Genomic DNA, 17,142 nt, shown 5'->3' with positions numbered 1-17,142 from the left:
GGGACCACCCCAACGGACGTAAAATGAGTCTCTATACAGGGCTCCACATAAGTAGCCGTTACTCGGCGGTTTCGTTTCCTTTGCCACTGGGCATGAGCCGTAGACACCGCAGGCAACGACGCCTGCTCTCTGTGGTCCCCCGGGCGCCGATCCTCCGACTGCGACCCGCTCCACCGCTCCTCGCGGTGTCCGCATGTTGGAACGGGCTATCCGCTTCTTGAGAAGCAGCCCATCATGTAACCTGCACGAAATTTCGCAGAGGGCCAACGTCGTCCCTCGGCACTGCATATGCCACGACGACGACGGGAGAGCCAATGCGTTCCGACGCCTGGTCGCCCATGGACGGTCGCCCCGCCCAGCAGGGGATGTACGACCCCCGTAACGAGCACGACGCCTGTGGTGTCGGGTTCGTGGCCACTCTTACCGGTGTGGCCAGCCATGAGCTGGTCGAGCAGGCGCTGACCGTACTGCGCAACCTCGAGCACCGCGGCGCCACGGGATCCGAGCCCGACTCGGGCGACGGCGCCGGAATCCTGCTCCAGGTACCGGACGCATTCCTCCGCGCCGAGGCCACCTTCGACCTCCCGGAGGCCGGTGGCTACGCCGTCGGAATCGCCTTCCTGCCCGCGGACGACTCCACGGAGGCCGTCCAGAAGCTCGAGAAGATCGCCGCCGAGGAGGGCCTGAAGGTCCTCGGCTGGCGTGAGGTCCCGGTCAGTCCCGACCTCCTCGGCAGCGGCGCCCGCGCCACCATGCCCGAGTTCCGTCAGCTCTTCGTCGCGGACGGTGAGAGCGCCGGCATCGCGCTCGACCGCAAGGCCTTCGTGCTGCGCAAGCGCGCCGAGCGTGAGGCCGGGGTGTACTTCCCGTCGCTCTCCGCCCGCACGATCGTCTACAAGGGCATGCTCACCACCGGGCAGCTGGAGCCGTTCTTCCCGGACCTCTCCGACCGCCGTCTCGCCACCACGGTCGCGCTGGTCCACTCGCGCTTCTCCACGAACACGTTCCCGAGCTGGCCGCTCGCCCACCCGTACCGCTTCGTCGCGCACAACGGCGAGATCAACACGGTCAAGGGCAACCGCAACTGGATGAAGGCCCGCGAGTCCCAGCTCGCGTCGAGCCTCTTCGGTACGGAGCAGCTGGACCGGATCTTCCCCGTCTGCACCCCGGACGCCTCCGACTCCGCCTCCTTCGACGAGGTCCTGGAGCTGCTGCACCTGGGCGGCCGCTCGCTGCCGCACTCGGTGCTGATGATGGTCCCCGAGGCGTGGGAGAACCACGACTCGATGGACCCGGCCCGGCGCGCCTTCTACCAGTTCCACTCCACGATGATGGAGCCCTGGGACGGCCCGGCCTGCGTCACCTTCACCGACGGCACCCAGGTCGGCGCGGTCCTCGACCGCAACGGTCTGCGCCCCGGCCGTTACTGGGTCACCGACGACGGCCTCGTCGTCCTCTCCTCCGAGGTCGGCGTCCTGGACATCGCCCCCGAGAAGGTCGTCCGCAAGGGCCGCCTCCAGCCCGGCAAGATGTTCCTCGTCGACACCGCCGAGGGTCGCATCATCGAGGACGACGAGATCAAGGCCGGCCTCGCCGCCGAGCAGCCGTACCAGGAGTGGCTGGAGACCGGCGAGATCGAGCTGGAGGATCTCCCCGAGCGCGAGCACATCGTGCACACGCACGCCTCCGTCACCCGCCGCCAGCAGACCTTCGGCTACACCGAGGAAGAACTCCGCGTCATCCTCGCGCCGATGGCCCGCACCGCCGGCGAGCCGCTCGGCTCCATGGGCACGGACTCGCCGATCGCGGCCCTGTCCGAGCGCCCCCGGCTGCTCTTCGACTACTTCACCCAGCTGTTCGCGCAGGTCACCAACCCGCCGCTGGACGCCATCCGCGAGGAGCTCGTCACCTCGCTGCGCTCCACGCTCGGCCCGCAGGGCAACCTGCTGGAGCCGACCGCCGCGTCGTGCCGCAGCGTCACGCTGCCGTTCCCGGTGATCGACAACGACGAGCTGGCCAAGCTGATACACATCAATGCCGACGGCGACATGCCGGGCATGAAGGCCGCCACGCTCTCCGGTCTCTACCGGGTCAGCGGCAGCGGTGAGGCCCTCGCCGCCCGGATCGAGCAGATCTGCAGCGAGGTCGACGCCGCCATAGAGGACGGCGCCCGCCTGATCGTCCTGTCCGACCGGCACTCCGACGCCGAGCACGCGCCGATCCCGTCGCTGCTGCTCACCTCGGCCGTCCACCACCACCTCATCCGTACCAAGCAGCGCACCCAGGTGGGCCTGCTGGTCGAGGCCGGGGACGTCCGCGAGGTCCACCACGTCGCGCTGCTGATCGGTTACGGCGCCGCCGCGGTCAACCCGTACCTGGCGATGGAGTCCGTCGAGGACCTGGTCCGGGCCGGCACGTTCATCGAGGGCATCGAGCCCGAGCAGGCCATCCGCAACCTGATCTACGCGCTCGGCAAGGGCGTCCTGAAGGTCATGTCCAAGATGGGCATCTCGACCGTCGCCTCCTACCGCGGCGCCCAGGTCTTCGAGGCCGTCGGCCTCGACGAGGGCTTCGTCGCGAAGTACTTCAACGGCACCGCGACCAAGATCGGCGGCGCCGGACTCGACGTCGTCGCCAAGGAGGTCGCCGCCCGGCACGCCAAGGGCTACCCCGCCTCCGGCATCTCCGCCTCGCACCGCGCGCTGGAGATCGGCGGCGAGTACCAGTGGCGCCGCGAGGGCGAGCCGCACCTGTTCGACCCGGAGACGGTCTTCCGCCTCCAGCACGCCACCCGCAACCGCCGGTACGACATCTTCAAGAAGTACACGGACCGGGTGAACGAGCAGTCCGAGCGCCTGATGACGCTCCGCGGCCTGTTCGGCTTCAATTCGGACCGCGAGGCGATCCCGGTCGACGAGGTCGAGTCCGTCTCCGACATCGTCAAGCGGTTCTCCACCGGCGCCATGTCGTACGGCTCGATCTCCCGCGAGGCGCACGAGACCCTCGCCATCGCCATGAACCAGCTGGGCGGCAAGTCCAACACCGGTGAGGGCGGCGAGGACGCCGACCGGCTCTACGACCCGGCGCGCCGCTCGTCCATCAAGCAGGTCGCCTCCGGCCGCTTCGGTGTGACCAGCGAGTACCTGGTCAACGCGGACGACATCCAGATCAAGATGGCGCAGGGCGCCAAGCCCGGCGAGGGTGGCCAGCTGCCCGGCCACAAGGTCTACCCGTGGGTCGCCAAGACCCGGCACTCCACCCCGGGTGTCGGTCTGATCTCCCCGCCTCCGCACCACGACATCTACTCCATCGAGGACCTGGCTCAGCTGATCCACGACCTCAAGAACGCCAACCCCGCGGCCCGCATCCACGTGAAGCTGGTCTCCGAGGTCGGCGTCGGCACGGTCGCCGCGGGTGTCTCCAAGGCGCACGCGGACGTCGTCCTGATCTCCGGCCACGACGGCGGAACGGGCGCCTCGCCGCTCACCTCGCTGAAGCACGCGGGCGGCCCCTGGGAGCTCGGCCTCGCCGAGACCCAGCAGACCCTGCTGCTCAACGGCCTGCGCGACCGCATCGTCGTGCAGACCGACGGGCAGCTGAAGACCGGCCGCGACGTCGTCATCGCCGCGCTGCTGGGCGCCGAGGAGTTCGGTTTCGCGACCGCGCCGCTCGTCGTCTCGGGCTGCGTCATGATGCGGGTCTGCCACCTCGACACCTGCCCGGTCGGCATCGCCACCCAGAACCCGGTCCTGCGCGACCGGTTCTCCGGCAAGGCCGAGTACGTCGTCAACTTCTTCGAGTTCATCGCCCAGGAAGTGCGCGAGCTCCTCGCCGAGCTCGGCTTCCGTACGATCGAAGAGGCCGTCGGCCACGCCGAGCTGCTGGACACCGACCGTGCGGTCACGCACTGGAAAACGCAGGGTCTCGACCTGGAGCCCCTGTTCTACGTTCCGGAGCTGCCCGAGGGTGCGGTCCGCCACCAGCAGATCGAGCAGGACCACGGTCTCGCCAAGGCGCTCGACAACGAGCTGATCAAGCTCGCCGCCGACGCCCTCAACGCGGACAGCGCCGAGGACGCCCAGCCGGTCCGGGCCCAGATCGCGATCCGGAACATCAACCGGACCGTCGGCACCATGCTCGGCCACGAGGTGACGAAGAAGTTCGGCGGTGCCGGTCTGCCGCAGGACACCATCGACATCACCTTCACCGGCTCCGCCGGCCAGTCGTTCGGCGCGTTCGTGCCCAGCGGTGTGACGCTGCGCCTGGAGGGCGACGCCAACGACTACGTCGGAAAGGGCCTCTCCGGCGGCCGCGTCATCGTCCGCCCGGACCGCGGCGCCGATCACCTCGCCGAGTACTCCACCATCGCGGGCAACACCATCGCCTACGGTGCGACCGGCGGCGAGCTGTTCCTGCGCGGCCGCACCGGTGAGCGGTTCTGCGTCCGCAACTCCGGCGCGACCGTCGTCTCGGAAGGCGTGGGTGACCACGGCTGCGAGTACATGACCGGTGGTCACGCCGTCGTCCTCGGCGAGACAGGACGCAACTTCGCCGCCGGTATGTCGGGCGGTGTCGCGTACGTCGTCGACCTGGACCGCGACAATGTCAACGTCGGCAACCTCGGTGCGATCGAGGAACTCTCCGACACCGACAAGCAGTGGCTGCACGACGTCGTGCGCCGCCATCAGGAGGAGACGGGCTCCACCGTCGCCGAGAAGCTGCTTGCCGAGTGGGACACCGCGGTGGCCCGCTTCAGCAAGATCATCCCGTCCACCTACAAGGCAGTGCTCGCCGCCAAGGACGCCGCTGAGCTCGCCGGTCTCTCCGAGCAGGAGACCACCGAGAAGATGATGGAGGCGGCGACCAATGGCTGACCCCAAGGGCTTCCTGACCACCGGGCGCGAGGCCGCCAGGACCCGTCCCGTCGGCGAGCGCGTCAAGGACTGGAACGAGGTCTACGTTCCGGGCTCGCTGCTCCCGATCATCAGCAAGCAGGCCGGCCGCTGCATGGACTGCGGCATCCCGTTCTGCCACAACGGCTGTCCGCTGGGGAACCTCATCCCCGAGTGGAACGACTACGCGTACCGCGAGGACTGGACGGCCGCGTCCGAGCGCCTGCACGCGACGAACAACTTCCCGGAGTTCACGGGCCGCCTGTGCCCCGCTCCGTGCGAGTCGGCGTGCGTGCTCGGCATCAACCAGCCGGCCGTCACCATCAAGAACGTCGAAGTCTCGATCATCGACAAGGCGTGGGACAGCGGCGACGTCACCCCGCAGCCGCCCGAGCGGCTGTCCGGCAAGACCGTCGCGGTCATCGGCTCGGGCCCGGCGGGTCTCGCCGCCGCCCAGCAGCTGACCCGGGCCGGTCACACGGTCGCCGTATACGAGCGTGCGGACCGCATCGGAGGCCTTCTCCGGTACGGCATCCCCGAGTTCAAGATGGAGAAGTCGCACATCAACCGCCGCATCGAGCAGATGCGCGCGGAGGGCACCAAGTTCCGTACGGAGGTGGAGATCGGCAAGGACCTCGATGCCGCCAAGCTCCGCCGCCGGTACGACGCGGTCGTCATCGCGGCCGGTGCCACCGTCTCCCGCGACCTGCCCGTCCCGGGCCGCGAGCTGAACGGCGTGCACTTCGCGATGGAGTACCTGCCGCTCGCCAACAAGGTGCAGGAGGGCGACCTGACGGTCTCCCCGATCTCCGCCGAGGGCAAGCACGTCGTCGTCATCGGCGGCGGCGACACCGGCGCCGACTGCGTCGGTACCGCTCACCGGCAGGGCGCGGCCTCCGTCACCCAGCTGGAGATCATGCCGAAGCCGGGCGAGGAGCGGAACACCAACCAGCCCTGGCCGACCTTCCCGATGCTGTACAAGGTCACCTCGGCGCACGAGGAGGGCGGCGAGCGGGTCTACTCCGTCTCGACCACCCACTTCGAGGGCGACGAGGACGGCAACGTCCAGGCACTGCACCTCGTCGAGGTGGAGTTCAAGGACGGCAAGCTGGAGCAGAAGCCCGGCACCGAGCGGCGGATCCCGGCGCAGCTGGTCACGCTCGCCATGGGCTTCACCGGTACCGACCAGGCCAACGGCCTCGTCCAGCAGTTCGGTGTGAAGCTCGACGAGCGTGGCAACGTCGCGCGCGACGCGGACTACGCCACCAACGTCGAAGGTGTCTTCGTCGCCGGTGACGCGGGTCGCGGCCAGTCCCTCATCGTGTGGGCCATCGCCGAGGGCCGCTCCGCGGCGCGCGGCGTGGACCGCTTCCTGACCGGGGCCAGCGCGCTGCCGGCCCCGATCCGCCCGACGGACCGTTCCCTGACGGTCTGAGCACCACCAGCACCACCAACAGACGTCCCGTACAACGGCGTACGGAACTGAACGCGGCGCCTGCCCGTCCCCGACCGGACGATTCGGCAGGCGCCGTGGCGCGTCCGGGGACGTCCCGTACCCGCCGGCCGGACGGCTCAGGCCACCGCCCCACCGGTCAGTTGTGATGTCTTGAGCGCCACCAGGGCGACCAGCAGCACGAACAGCACCGCACACCCGGCGATCTGCACGGCGCTACGGCGCTTCGCGGGCGCGTAGGCGAGCACGGCCATGACGATGCCGCCCGTGAGCAGGCCGCCCAGATGCCCCTGCCACGAGGTGAACCCCGCGGAGATCAGCATCCAGATCAGGAACCCGGCCAGGAACCGGTTGACCGCCTGCATGTCCCTTCCGAGCCGCCGGTTGATGACGTAGAAAGCCGCCGCGAGCCCGAAGATCGCCCCCGACGCGCCCACCGCGGTGTCGCCCGGCGCGATCAGATACACCAGCACCGAACCGCCCACCGCGGACAGCAGATACAGCGCGAGATACCGCCCCCGGCCGAGCTGCTCCTCGACGATCCGGCCCAGATTCCACAGCCCGTACATGTTGAAGAGGATGTGCAGCACCCCGAACGGGAGGGAACCGAACGACGAGCCGCCCGGCGGGAGATGCAGGAAGGCCCCGGTCAGCAGCCGGTACCACTCGCCGGCGACCACACCGACCGCGTCGAACCCGGGGATGTTCCCGCTCTCGTACACGTACTGACTGCCGTCGGGACCGCTCAGGCCCGCGCCGAGCATCCCGAACCGGTCGACGATCTCCGGACGGACCAGCTCGCCCAGATACGCCAGTACGTTCAGGCCTATCAGTACGTATGTCACGACGGGCACCGCCGTCCTCGACACCGCGCCGCCGAAGACCGTGCGCGCCTGCCGGACCGAGCGCTGTCCCTCCTTCACGCACTCCACGCAGTGGTGGCCGACCGCGGCCTCACGCATGCAGTCGGGGCAGATGTAGCGGTCGCAGCGGGTACAGCGCACATACGTCTCGTACGACGGATGGCGGTAGCACGTGGTGACGGCGGCCTCCATGGCCGGCTCCTTCACTGGTGGGCGGTCACAGGGGCCGGTGGGGCGGCGGCGATCAAGATAGCGAACACCGCCAGGAGCACCGCAGTCGGGTACGAGCGGACAAGGGCAGGCCGGCCACGGTGACGTAACCTCGTAACCCCCGTACCAGGAACGGAGTGCCGGATGGCAGCCATCAGCCTGCGCAAGGTCGAGGAGACGGCGCCCGCGCTGGTCAGCCTCTACAGGAGTGCGGGGGTCTCGCTCCAGAAGCACGGGCTGAGCGGGGAGAGGGCGGCGGTCTATCTCGTCCTCGACTACTCCGGCTCCATGAAGGAGTACTACAAGGACGGCAGCGTCCAGGCCCTCGCCGACCGGGTGCTCGGTCTGTCGGCCCATTTCGACGACGACGGCCGCGTGCCCGTCGTCCTCTTCTCCACCGACATCGACGCGGTCACCGAGATAGCCCTGGACAACCACCGCGGGCGCGTCGACGAGATCGTGGCAAGCCTCGGGCACATGGGGAAGACGAGCTATCACCTGGCCATGGACGCGGTCATCGACCATTACATCGACAGTGGCTCGACCGCGCCCGCACTCGTCGTCTTCCAGACCGACGGCGGTCCGATCAACAAGACGGCGGCCGAGCGCTATCTCTGCAAGGCGGCGAAACTGCCGATGTTCTGGCAGTTCATCGGCTTCGGCAACAAGCGCAGTTCGCAGTTCGACTTCCTGCACAAGCTCGACGAACTGGCCGTTCCCGCACAGCGTCCCGTCGACAACGCAGGCTTCTTCCACGCCGGACTCGACCCGCGGCAGGTCCCGGACGCCGATCTGTACGACCGGCTCGTCGCCGAATTCCCGCACTGGCTGGCCGCGGCCCGAGCGCAGAGGATCGTCAAGTGACGCTACGAGTGCTGAGGGCGGCCGACCGCCCGGCCGTGCCCTGGAAGAACGGCGGGGGAGTCACCCGGGAGATCGCCGCGTCCCCCGAGGGCGCACCGCTGGACGCCTTCGACTGGCGGGTCAGTCTCGCCGACGTGTCCGCGGACGGGCCGTTCTCCTCGTTCCCGGGCGTCGACCGCACGCTGACCGTGGTCGAGGGCGCCGGGATGGATCTGATGGTGGGCGGCGAACACCACATCGTCGACGAGCAGTACTGGCCGCACGACTTCCCCGGAGACCTGGAGACGGACGGACGGCTGCTCGGCGGCCCGGTCGTGAACCTCAATGTGATGTACCGCAGAGAACGTACGACGGCGGAGGTCGCTGTCGTACGCGGCACCCTCCGGCTGTCGGCGCCGCAGGGCGGTACGGTCCTGGCCGTCGCGCTGGAGGACGGTGCGGTGCTCGACGGCCGGGACATCGAACTCGACCGCTACGACGCGGTGGTCGCCGACAGCGCGTCGCCCGGAGTGCTCCGGACCCAGGGCTGGGCGCTCCTGGTCACGCTGTCCGTCGGATAGTCCCGATCACGCACCGGGAACCCGGTACCGGTGTGTCTGCGACATCTTCGGCGGTCCGGACGTCATGGGCAGGCCCAGTTTCTCGGCGATCGGCAGCATCACGGCGCCGAACCTCTCCGCGGCCTCGGGGGACTCCCACAGGTCGAAGAGCTCCACGCCCGAATGGGTCACTGTGCAGACCTGCGACAGGCAGCCGGCGAACGGGTCTTCGGGCAGTGCCTGAAGTTCCCTGTGGAGAGCGTCGTACTGGTCGGCCGTGACGCCCGACAGAGTGGCATGCACGAAGATCGCCATCGTCAATCACCTCGGGTTCGCGGGATCAGTCCCTCTCCGCCGCCACGCTGACGGCCATGTGCCCCGTACAGCAGAACACGATCGACCCAGGACGGCATCCGATCGGGTGGCTGCCCGGAAAACCGGACAGAAGATGTCGGGATTCAAGGGTTCGATGGAGTCATGACATCGACTTCCTGGGCAGCGTTCCAGTCGGCGGAGCCGGATTTCGCCGAGACCGTGCGGGCCCGCTTCGGGCTGTACAAGCACCACGTCCTGGCCACCCTGCGCAAGGACGGCTCGCCGCGTGTGACCGGACTGGAGGTGGACTTCCGCTTCGGTGAGCTGTGGCTCGGCATGATGCCGAACTCGCGCAAGGCACTCGACCTGCGGCGAGATCCGCGGTTCGCGGTGCAGGCCAACCCGGGACCGGACGACACGATGGCCGACGCCGACGTCCGGATCTCCGGCCGCGCGGTGGAGGAGACCGACGCCGACGTCCTGGCCCGCTTCGTCGAGGAGGCCAAGCCGCCGGAGCCGTTCCACCTGTTCCGCACGGAACTGACGGAGGTGGTCCGCACGGGGTTGAAGGGCGAGGAACTGATCGTCCAGACCTGGCGCCCGGGCACCCCGCTGCGCACGCTTGTCCGCGGAAATGACGACAGCGCCCCGCGCCGGGCGACCTGAATCGACCGGGCCGGGTCGGGCAGGCGGGTCCGGGCGGCTCCGCCCGCCCGGACCACGTCAAGTCCGCCGAGCGGGAGGATCAAGCCCCGTCGAGGGGGGTCCCATGCGCTTGGGACTTCGGACCATGGCGGGAGATCAAGTGCGAAGCGGCCACCGGGCGCCCCCGGTCACCACCCGCTCCCGGCAATCCCCCCGCGCCCCCCAGGCATCCCGCAACGGCCCCGCCTTCCGCACCCACACCGAGAGATCCAGCTCCTCCGTATACCCCACCGCCCCATGCAGCTGCAGCGCCGCCCGCGCCGCCGCGTACGCCGCTTCGCCCGCCACGACCTTCGCCGCCGCCACATCCGCTCCCGCGCGCGGCTCCCGTTCGGCGAGCGCCGCCGCGGCCCCGTACAGCAGCGGCCGGGCGAACTCCAGGCCGATCAGCGTGTCGGCCAGCCGATGCTTGACCGCCTGGAACGATCCGATCGCCACCCCGAACTGGGTCCGCTGCTTCACGTACGCGACCGTGGCCCGCAGCAGTGCCTCGCCCGTCCCGAGCGCCTGCGCCGCCGTGGCGAACGCCGCCCAGTCCGCGGCCGCGCCGGCCGCCTCCACCACCCGCGGTCCCGAGGCCAGCACCTGGCCGCCGGGCTCGACCCGGAACAGCCGTCGCGCCGGATCCGACGAAGCGCGGAGCGGACCGTGTCCGGGCGCGAGCCGCAGCTCGTCCCCCGACACCGCGAACACCGCGTCCACGGCGTCCGCGTCCAGCGCGAACGCCCCGTCGTCGAGCAGGAGCGTCGCCGACACCGCCCCCGACGCGATCCGGGGCAGCCACTCCTTCGCCACCGGGCCCCCCACCCCGCTCAGCAGTATCCCCGCCGCCACCGTCTCCACCACCGGCCCCGGCACCGCGTGCCGCCCCAGCTCCAGGAAGGCCACCGCGAGTTCCACCGGGAGCGGTCCGAGACCCTCGTACGCCTCCGGTATCGCGAGCGCGAACACCCCCGCCTCCGCGAGCCGCGCCCACAGGGCCCGCCCCGGTCCGTGGTCCCCGGCGCCCCATGCCCGGACGGCCGCGGGCGTCTTCGCGGCCGCCAGCATCGAGTCCAGCGAGCGTGCGAAGTCCCGCTGCCCGTCGTCGAGGAGGAATCGCATCAGCGCCGTCCCTTCGGCAGGCCGAGCAGCCGCTCGGCGATGATGTCCCGCTGGATCTCGTTCGTACCGGCGTAGATCGGGCCCGCGAGGGAGAAGACGTATCCCTGCGCCCACTCGCCCTCCGCGAGTTCGCCGTCCGGGCCGAGCAGATCGAGCGCCGTCTCGTGCAGCGCGATGTCGTACTCCGACCAGAACACCTTGTTCAGACTCGACTCGGCGCCGCTGCCCCCCGCTCTCGGCTCCGTCCGAGCGGGGGGACACGCTTCGCCCGCCGCGAAGCGCGACGCATGGGCATACGTGAACAGCTGGTACGCACGCGCCCCGATCACCGCGTCCGCGACCCGGTCCCGCATCGCCGTGTCCGACGGGTCGCCGTGGGTACGCCACAGCTCGGCCAGCCGGTCCGCGGCGGCCAGGAAGCGGCCGGGGGAGCGCAGCGTCAGCCCGCGCTCGTCGCCCGTGGCCGACATGGCGATGCGCCAGCCCTGGCCCGGCTCGCCGATGACGTCCTCGTCGGGTACGAACACCTCGTCCAGGAAGAGTTCGGCGAAGGCCGGCTTGCCGTCGAGCCGCCCGATCGGCCGGACGACGACCCCCGGCGCCGACAGGTCGAACATCAGATAGGTCAGCCCGTGGTGCGGCTTGGCGGCCTCGGGGTCCGTACGGAAGATCCCGAACGCCCGGTCCGCGAACGCGGCCCGCGACGACCAGGTCTTCTGCCCCGACAGCAGCCAGCCGCCGTCCGTGCGCACCGCGCGCGACCGCAGCGACGCCAGGTCCGAGCCCGACTCCGGCTCGGACCAGGCCTGCGCCCAGATCACCTCACCACTGGCCATCGGCGGCAGGACCCGGGCCCGCTGCTCGTCCGTCGCGTGGTCGAAGAGGGTCGGGGCGAGCAGGTTGATGCCGTTCTGCGAGACCCGGCCTGGGCCGCCCGCCGCGTAGTACTCCTCCTCGAAGATCAGCCACTTGAAGATGTCGACGCCCCGGCCGCCGTACGCGGACGGCCAGGAGACGACCGACCAGCGGTCCGCGTACAGCCGCGCCTCCCACTCCCGGTGCGCGGCGAAACCTTCCGCGGTCTCCAGGGAGGGCAGCGGTCCGGCGGGCACATGGGCCCGGAGCCACTGCCGGGCCTCGGTCCGGAACGCGTCCTGATCGGGGGTGAAGGTCAGATCCATCCGCCTGCCCTCTCTGTCGTCATCGGGCCCATCTTCCCTAACAAGTGTTTGGTAGGTTAACGTACGGGCACGAGGCCGTCGAGGAACCGGGCACCCGAGGAGTCAGGGCGTGAGCGCACCGCAGTACATACCGGGACACCAGCTGCTGGCCGGCCGCACCGCCGTCATCACCGCGGCCGCCGGCGCCGGGATCGGTGGCGCCACCGCCCGTAAGTTCCTGGAGGAGGGCGCCCGCATCGCCATCGGCGACGCCCACGCCCGCCGGCTCAAGGAGACCGAGCAGGCGCTCGCGGAGGAGTTCGGTGCCGCGAACGTCACCTCACTGCCCTGCGACGTCACCGACGAGACCCAGGTCCAGGCCCTCTTCGCCCACGCCGAACAGACCCACGGCCGCCTCGACATCGTCGTCAACAACGCCGGACTCGGCGGGACCGCCGAGCTCACCGAGATGACCGACGAGCAGTGGTCCAAGGTCCTCGACGTCACTCTGAACGGCACCTTCCGTTGCACCCGCGCAGCCCTGCGCTCCCTCAGGTCCGCGGGCCGCGGCGGCGTCGTCGTCAACAACGCCTCGGTCGTCGGCTGGCGCGCCCAGGCCGGCCAGGCCCACTACGCGGCCGCGAAGGCAGGCGTCATGGCGCTCACCCGGTGCGCCGCCGTCGAGGCCGCGGCATACGGCGTGCGGGTCAACGCCGTCGCCCCCAGCCTCGCCATGCACCCGCACCTGGTGAAGGTCACCTCCGCCGAACTCCTCGATGAACTGACCCGCAAGGAGGCCTTCGGCCGGTATGCCGAACCCTGGGAGATCGCCAACGTCATCGTCTTCCTGGCCAGCGGCTACTCCTCGTACATGACGGGCGAAGTGGTCCCCGTCAGCAGCCGGCATGCCTGACCGGACACCCGCCGGGGCGTCCGCAGCGGGCGGCGCACCGGCGGAGAATGGGCGGGTGCCTACCAAGAAGAAGCCCCAGGTGACCCCCTCGCCCGAGCGGCGCCGCGAACTGCTCGACACCGCCGCCGAGGTCTTCGCCGCGCAGGGATACAACGCCACCACCGTCCGCAGGATCGCGGACGAGGCGGGCATGCTCGCGGGCAGCCTCTACTACCACTTCGATTCCAAGGAATCGATGATCGACGAGATCCTCTCGACCTTCCTCACCGAACTCTGGGAGGGGTACGACGCGGTGCTCGCCGCAGACCTCGGCCCCCGCGAGACGATCGAGGCCCTCGTCACCGAGTCCTTCCGGGAGATCGACCGGCACCGCGCAGCCGTCGCCATCTACCAGAAGGAGTCCAAGCACCTCGCCACCCAGCCGCGCTTCGCCTATCTCGCCGACTCCCAGCAGAAGTTCGAGAAGGCCTGGCTCGGCACGCTCGAACGCGGCGTCGCCGCCGAGGTCTTCCGTGCCGACCTCGACATCCGGCTCACGTACCGGTTCGTCCGCGACACCGTCTGGGTCGCGGCCTCCTGGTACCGGCCGGGCGGACAGCACAGCCCCGAGGAGATCGCCCGCCAGTACCTCTCGATGGTCCTGGACGGCATCGCCCTCGACTCCTGACCCCACCGAGCTCACTGAGGAGCAGCAGCCATGGCCGAGGCCTACATCGTCGAAGCGGTACGCACCCCCGTCGGCCGCCGCAAGGGTGGCCTCGGGGCCGCCCACCCCGCCGACCTCGGCGCCCATGTCCTGCGGGCCCTCGTCGAGCGCACCGGCATCGACCCGGCGGCCGTCGAGGACGTCGTCTTCGGCTGCCTCGACACCGTCGGACCGCAGGCCGGCGACATCGCCCGGACCTGCTGGCTGGCCGCCGGACTGCCCGAAGAGGTCCCCGGCGTCACCATCGACCGTCAGTGCGGCTCCTCGCAGCAGGCCGTCCACTTCGCCGCCCAGGGCGTCCTCTCCGGCACCCAGGACCTGGTCGTCGCGGGCGGCACCCAGAACATGACGCAGATCCCCATCGCCTTCGCCTCGCGTCAGGCCGCCGAACCCCTCGGCCTCACCGAAGGCCCGTACGCCGGCAGTGAGGGCTGGCGCGCCCGGTACGGCGACCAGCCGGTCAACCAGTTCCACGGCGCCCAGCTGATCGCCGAGAAGTGGGGCATCAGCCGCCGCGACATGGAGGAGTTCGCGCTCCGCTCCCACCGGCGGGCGATCCGCGCCGTCGACGAGGGCCGCTTCGCCCGCGAGACCGTCGCCTACGCGGACGTCACCGTCGACGAGGGACCGCGCCGTGACACCACCCTGGAGAAGATGGCCGCACTCCCGCCGGTCCTGGAAGGCGGCACGATCACCGCCGCCTGCTCGTCCCAGGTCTCGGACGGGGCCGCCGCGATGCTCATCGCCTCCGAACACGCCGTGGCCGAACACGGCCTCACCCCGCGCGCCCGCATCCATCACCTCTCGGTACGCGGAGAGGACCCGATACGGATGCTGTCGGCGCCCATCCCGGCCACCGCGTACGCGCTGAAGAAGGCCGGCATGACCATCGACGACATCGACCTGGTCGAGATCAACGAGGCGTTCGCACCGGTGGTGCTGGCCTGGCTGAAGGAGACCGGCGCCGACCCGGACAAGGTCAACGTCAACGGCGGGGCGATCGCGCTCGGTCACCCACTCGGAGCCACCGGCACCCGGCTGATGACGACGCTGCTGCACGAGCTGGAGCGCACGGGCGGTCGCTACGGCCTGCAGACCATGTGCGAGGGCGGCGGACAGGCCAACGTGACGATCATCGAGAGGCTCTGAGCCGGGCGTACCAAGGCTTCCGGGTGACCGCGCCGCGCGGCGGTGGGGCGGATCACACCGCGGATCCGCAGAACGTGCTACGGTTGCCGAGTTGCAGTTTTGGTACCCATGAACTTTATGTGCGCCTGACGGGAATGCTTCCTCAGGCGCATTATTGTTTTCCGGCTTTCTCCGGATGGGGCTCAATGCGGCGACTTGGAATTCGTAAAGTGCGGATTTCCGGCACTGCACCTCTTTAGGAGAATGACATGGCTACTGGAACCGTGAAGTGGTTCAACTCGGAAAAGGGCTTCGGCTTCATCGAGCAGGACGGCGGCGGCGCCGACGTCTTCGCCCACTACTCCAACATCGCCACCTCGGGCTTCCGTGAGCTCCAGGAGGGCCAGAAGGTCTCCTTCGACGTCACGCAGGGCCAGAAGGGCCCGCAGGCGGAGAACATCGTCCCGGCCTAATTGCCGCGACGCGTACCTCGCAGCCGGGGCCCGCACCGTGAAGGTGCGGGTCCCGGCTTGTGCTGTCCCGGGGGTGCGTCGAAAGTCCCGGACAGTCCCCAGTAGTTCCCAGGAATCCCCAGGAGGGCAATTCCGTATGACCCGCTCCGAACGCCAGGACCGAACCGCCCGCACTCGCCCGTCGAGGGGGCGCGGCACGGCCCCGGCACAGGCAACCGCCAAGGGTTCCGGCAAGGGATCCGGCAAGGCGTCGCCCCGTCGCAGGGCCACGCCGCCGCAGGGCGAATTCGCCCTGCCCGAATCCATGACCCCCGCACTGCCCGCCGTCGAGGCGTTCGCCGAGCTGGACATGCCCGCCGCCCTGCTGAAGACCCTTGCCGCGCAGGGCGTCACCGACCCCTTCCCGATCCAGGGCGCGACCCTGCCGAACTCGCTCGCCGGCCGGGACATCCTCGGCCGCGGCCGCACCGGCTCCGGCAAGACCCTGGCTTTCGGTCTCGCGCTCCTCGCCCGCACCGCCGGCCGGCGCTCCGAGCCGCGCGCCCCGCTGGCGCTCGTCCTCGTCCCGACCCGCGAGCTCGCCCAGCAGGTCACCGACGCGCTGACGCCGTACGCGACATCCGTGAACCTGCGCCTCGCCACCGTCGTCGGCGGCATGTCGATCACCAAGCAGTCCGGCACGCTGCGACGCGGCGCCGAGGTGCTCGTCGCCACGCCCGGCCGGCTGAAGGACCTCATCGAGCGTGGCGACTGCCGGCTCGACCAGGTCTCCATCACCGTCCTCGACGAAGCCGACCAGATGGCCGACATGGGCTTCATGCCGCAGGTCGTCGCGCTGCTCAAGCAGGTCGAGCCGGACGGACAGCGGATGCTGTTCTCCGCGACCCTGGACAAGAACATCGACCGGCTGGTCAAGATGTTCCTGACCGACCCCGTCGTGCACTCGGTCGACCCGTCCGCGGGCGCCGTCACCACCATGGAGCACCACGTGCTGCATGTGGCCGACGAGACGGACAAGAAGGCCGTCGCCACCAGGATCGCCGCCCGCGAGGGCCGGGTGATCATGTTCGTGGACACCAAGCGGGCTGCCGACCGCTTCGCCAAGCGGCTGCTGGCCAGCGGTGTGCGGGCTGCCGCCCTGCACGGCGGACGGTCCCAGCCGCAGCGCAACCGGACGCTCGACCAGTTCAAGAACGGCCAGGTCACCGCGCTCGTGGCGACCAATGTCGCGGCCCGCGGCATCCACGTCGACGACCTCGACCTGGTCGTGAACGTGGACCCGCCGACGGACCACAAGGACTACCTCCACCGCGGTGGGCGCACGGCGCGTGCCGGGGAGTCCGGCAGCGTCGTCACGCTGGTGCTGCCCGAGGAGAAGCGGGAGATGACCCGGCTGATGGCTGACGCGGGCATCGCTCCGCGGACCACCCGGATCAAGTCCAGCGACGAGGAACTCACCCGGATCACCGGGGCCCGTGAGCCGTCCGGCATCGCGGTCGTGGTCGAGGTCCCCCAGCCGACGCAGCCGAAGCCGCGCACGCGGCCGGGGGGTGCGGGTGCCGGAACCGGCGGTACGTTCCGCGCGGGCAGCCGGGGCCGTGGCCGTCGCGGCGGATCCGGTGCCGGCACCGGATCCGGCTCCGCTCAGGGCGGCGGCGAGATGCGCTCGGGCGGTGCGGCTCGGGCCGGTGGAGCGGTTCGGGCCGGCGGCTCGGGCCGTGGCAACGGTGCGGGCGCAGGTGCGGGGCGTGCGGGTGGCTCCGGGCGAAGCAACGGCGGCGCGGCCGCGCGAGGCCGCAGGGCGGCCTAGCCGCGTA

At 70.2% G+C, this 17,142-nt stretch carries 14 protein-coding genes; 10 read left to right on the top strand and 4 right to left on the bottom strand.

Going from position 1 to position 17,142, the window contains the following annotated elements:
* The first annotated feature begins 314 nt into the window (after positions 1–314).
* Both gltB and ACFYP5_RS06450 read left to right on the top strand, forming a co-directional pair.
* Positions 315–4,874 carry a glutamate synthase large subunit gene (gene gltB, locus ACFYP5_RS06455; RefSeq protein ID WP_389031394.1) on the top strand — a complete coding sequence of 1,520 codons (4,560 nt, stop codon included), beginning with the start codon at positions 315–317 and terminating at the stop codon, positions 4,872–4,874.
* A complete protein-coding gene (locus tag ACFYP5_RS06450; RefSeq protein WP_389031391.1) occupies positions 4,867–6,327 on the top strand; it encodes a glutamate synthase subunit beta in 1,461 nt (486 codons plus the stop codon). Before gltB ends, ACFYP5_RS06450 begins: the two co-directional genes overlap by 8 nt.
* Before the next feature lie 137 nt (positions 6,328–6,464).
* Here ACFYP5_RS06450 and ACFYP5_RS06445 read toward each other — a convergent pair whose 3' ends face one another.
* Positions 6,465–7,400: a rhomboid family intramembrane serine protease gene (locus ACFYP5_RS06445; RefSeq protein ID WP_389031388.1), complete on the bottom strand. Its 936-nt coding sequence runs from the start codon at positions 7,398–7,400 to the stop codon at positions 6,465–6,467.
* A 162-nt stretch (positions 7,401–7,562) separates the two neighbouring features.
* On the opposite strand from ACFYP5_RS06445, the gene ACFYP5_RS06440 reads away from it, so the two are divergent.
* Both ACFYP5_RS06440 and ACFYP5_RS06435 read left to right on the top strand, forming a co-directional pair.
* The gene (locus ACFYP5_RS06440; RefSeq protein ID WP_389031386.1) at positions 7,563–8,282 is read left to right on the top strand and encodes a VWA domain-containing protein; all 720 of its coding nucleotides are present in this window, start codon (positions 7,563–7,565) and stop codon (positions 8,280–8,282) included.
* Positions 8,279–8,842: a HutD family protein gene (locus tag ACFYP5_RS06435; RefSeq protein WP_389031383.1), complete on the top strand. Its 564-nt coding sequence runs from the start codon at positions 8,279–8,281 to the stop codon at positions 8,840–8,842. Before ACFYP5_RS06440 ends, ACFYP5_RS06435 begins: the two co-directional genes overlap by 4 nt.
* 6 nt (positions 8,843–8,848) lie before the next feature.
* Here the strand turns inward: ACFYP5_RS06435 and ACFYP5_RS06430 are convergent, their stop codons facing one another.
* Entirely contained in the window at positions 8,849–9,136 is a 288-nt protein-coding gene (locus ACFYP5_RS06430) for a hypothetical protein (RefSeq protein ID WP_093771695.1), read from the bottom strand.
* A 162-nt stretch (positions 9,137–9,298) separates the two neighbouring features.
* On the opposite strand from ACFYP5_RS06430, the gene ACFYP5_RS06425 reads away from it, so the two are divergent.
* A complete protein-coding gene (locus ACFYP5_RS06425; protein ID WP_389031380.1) occupies positions 9,299–9,802 on the top strand; it encodes a pyridoxamine 5'-phosphate oxidase family protein in 504 nt (167 codons plus the stop codon).
* A gap of 135 nt (positions 9,803–9,937) precedes the next feature.
* On the opposite strand, the gene ACFYP5_RS06420 is transcribed toward ACFYP5_RS06425, so the two are convergent.
* Positions 9,938–10,945 carry an acyl-CoA dehydrogenase family protein gene (locus tag ACFYP5_RS06420; protein ID WP_389031377.1) on the bottom strand — a complete coding sequence of 336 codons (1,008 nt, stop codon included), beginning with the start codon at positions 10,943–10,945 and terminating at the stop codon, positions 9,938–9,940.
* Positions 10,945–12,126, bottom strand: coding sequence for an acyl-CoA dehydrogenase family protein (locus ACFYP5_RS06415; RefSeq protein ID WP_389031375.1), 1,182 nt, complete (start codon positions 12,124–12,126; stop codon positions 10,945–10,947). Before ACFYP5_RS06415 ends, ACFYP5_RS06420 begins: the two co-directional genes overlap by 1 nt.
* A 109-nt stretch (positions 12,127–12,235) precedes the next feature.
* Here ACFYP5_RS06415 and ACFYP5_RS06410 point away from each other — a divergent pair, with 109 nt between their 5' ends.
* The 5 genes from ACFYP5_RS06410 to ACFYP5_RS06390 all read left to right on the top strand — a co-directional run bounded on the left by ACFYP5_RS06410 (position 12,236) and on the right by ACFYP5_RS06390 (position 17,135).
* A complete protein-coding gene (locus tag ACFYP5_RS06410; RefSeq protein ID WP_389031373.1) occupies positions 12,236–13,018 on the top strand; it encodes an SDR family oxidoreductase in 783 nt (260 codons plus the stop codon).
* Between the two features lie 55 nt (positions 13,019–13,073).
* Positions 13,074–13,685 (top strand): TetR/AcrR family transcriptional regulator, encoded by a 612-nt coding sequence (locus ACFYP5_RS06405; protein WP_389031370.1) that lies wholly within the window; start codon positions 13,074–13,076, stop codon positions 13,683–13,685.
* Positions 13,686–13,715: 30 nt separating this feature from the next.
* Positions 13,716–14,873: an acetyl-CoA C-acetyltransferase gene (locus ACFYP5_RS06400; RefSeq protein WP_389031367.1), complete on the top strand. Its 1,158-nt coding sequence runs from the start codon at positions 13,716–13,718 to the stop codon at positions 14,871–14,873.
* Between the two features lie 248 nt (positions 14,874–15,121).
* The gene (locus tag ACFYP5_RS06395) at positions 15,122–15,325 is read left to right on the top strand and encodes a cold-shock protein (protein ID WP_003969786.1); all 204 of its coding nucleotides are present in this window, start codon (positions 15,122–15,124) and stop codon (positions 15,323–15,325) included.
* A 136-nt stretch (positions 15,326–15,461) separates the two neighbouring features.
* On the top strand, positions 15,462–17,135 hold the full coding sequence (locus ACFYP5_RS06390) for a DEAD/DEAH box helicase (RefSeq protein ID WP_389031364.1): 1,674 nt from the start codon (positions 15,462–15,464) through the stop codon (positions 17,133–17,135).
* The last annotated feature ends 7 nt before the right edge of the window (positions 17,136–17,142 follow it).

It is taken from the genome of Streptomyces sp. NPDC005262 (genome assembly GCF_042872425.1).
Classification (GTDB): Bacteria; Actinomycetota; Actinomycetes; order Streptomycetales; family Streptomycetaceae; genus Streptomyces.
Note: the sequence above shows the minus strand (reverse complement) of the source record. Positions and strands in the feature narration are given on the sequence as shown.

Coding starts and splice junctions, on each gene's coding strand:
- gltB (WP_389031394.1), top strand. CDS start 315: ATGCGTTCCGACGCCTGGTCGCCCATGGACGGTCGCCCCGCCCAGCAG.
- ACFYP5_RS06450 (WP_389031391.1), top strand. CDS start 4,867: ATGGCTGACCCCAAGGGCTTCCTGACCACCGGGCGCGAGGCCGCCAGG.
- ACFYP5_RS06445 (WP_389031388.1), bottom strand. CDS start 7,400: ATGGAGGCCGCCGTCACCACGTGCTACCGCCATCCGTCGTACGAGACG.
- ACFYP5_RS06440 (WP_389031386.1), top strand. CDS start 7,563: ATGGCAGCCATCAGCCTGCGCAAGGTCGAGGAGACGGCGCCCGCGCTG.
- ACFYP5_RS06430 (WP_093771695.1), bottom strand. CDS start 9,136: ATGGCGATCTTCGTGCATGCCACTCTGTCGGGCGTCACGGCCGACCAG.
- ACFYP5_RS06425 (WP_389031380.1), top strand. CDS start 9,299: ATGACATCGACTTCCTGGGCAGCGTTCCAGTCGGCGGAGCCGGATTTC.
- ACFYP5_RS06420 (WP_389031377.1), bottom strand. CDS start 10,945: ATGCGATTCCTCCTCGACGACGGGCAGCGGGACTTCGCACGCTCGCTG.
- ACFYP5_RS06415 (WP_389031375.1), bottom strand. CDS start 12,126: ATGGATCTGACCTTCACCCCCGATCAGGACGCGTTCCGGACCGAGGCC.
- ACFYP5_RS06400 (WP_389031367.1), top strand. CDS start 13,716: ATGGCCGAGGCCTACATCGTCGAAGCGGTACGCACCCCCGTCGGCCGC.
- ACFYP5_RS06395 (WP_003969786.1), top strand. CDS start 15,122: ATGGCTACTGGAACCGTGAAGTGGTTCAACTCGGAAAAGGGCTTCGGC.
- ACFYP5_RS06390 (WP_389031364.1), top strand. CDS start 15,462: ATGACCCGCTCCGAACGCCAGGACCGAACCGCCCGCACTCGCCCGTCG.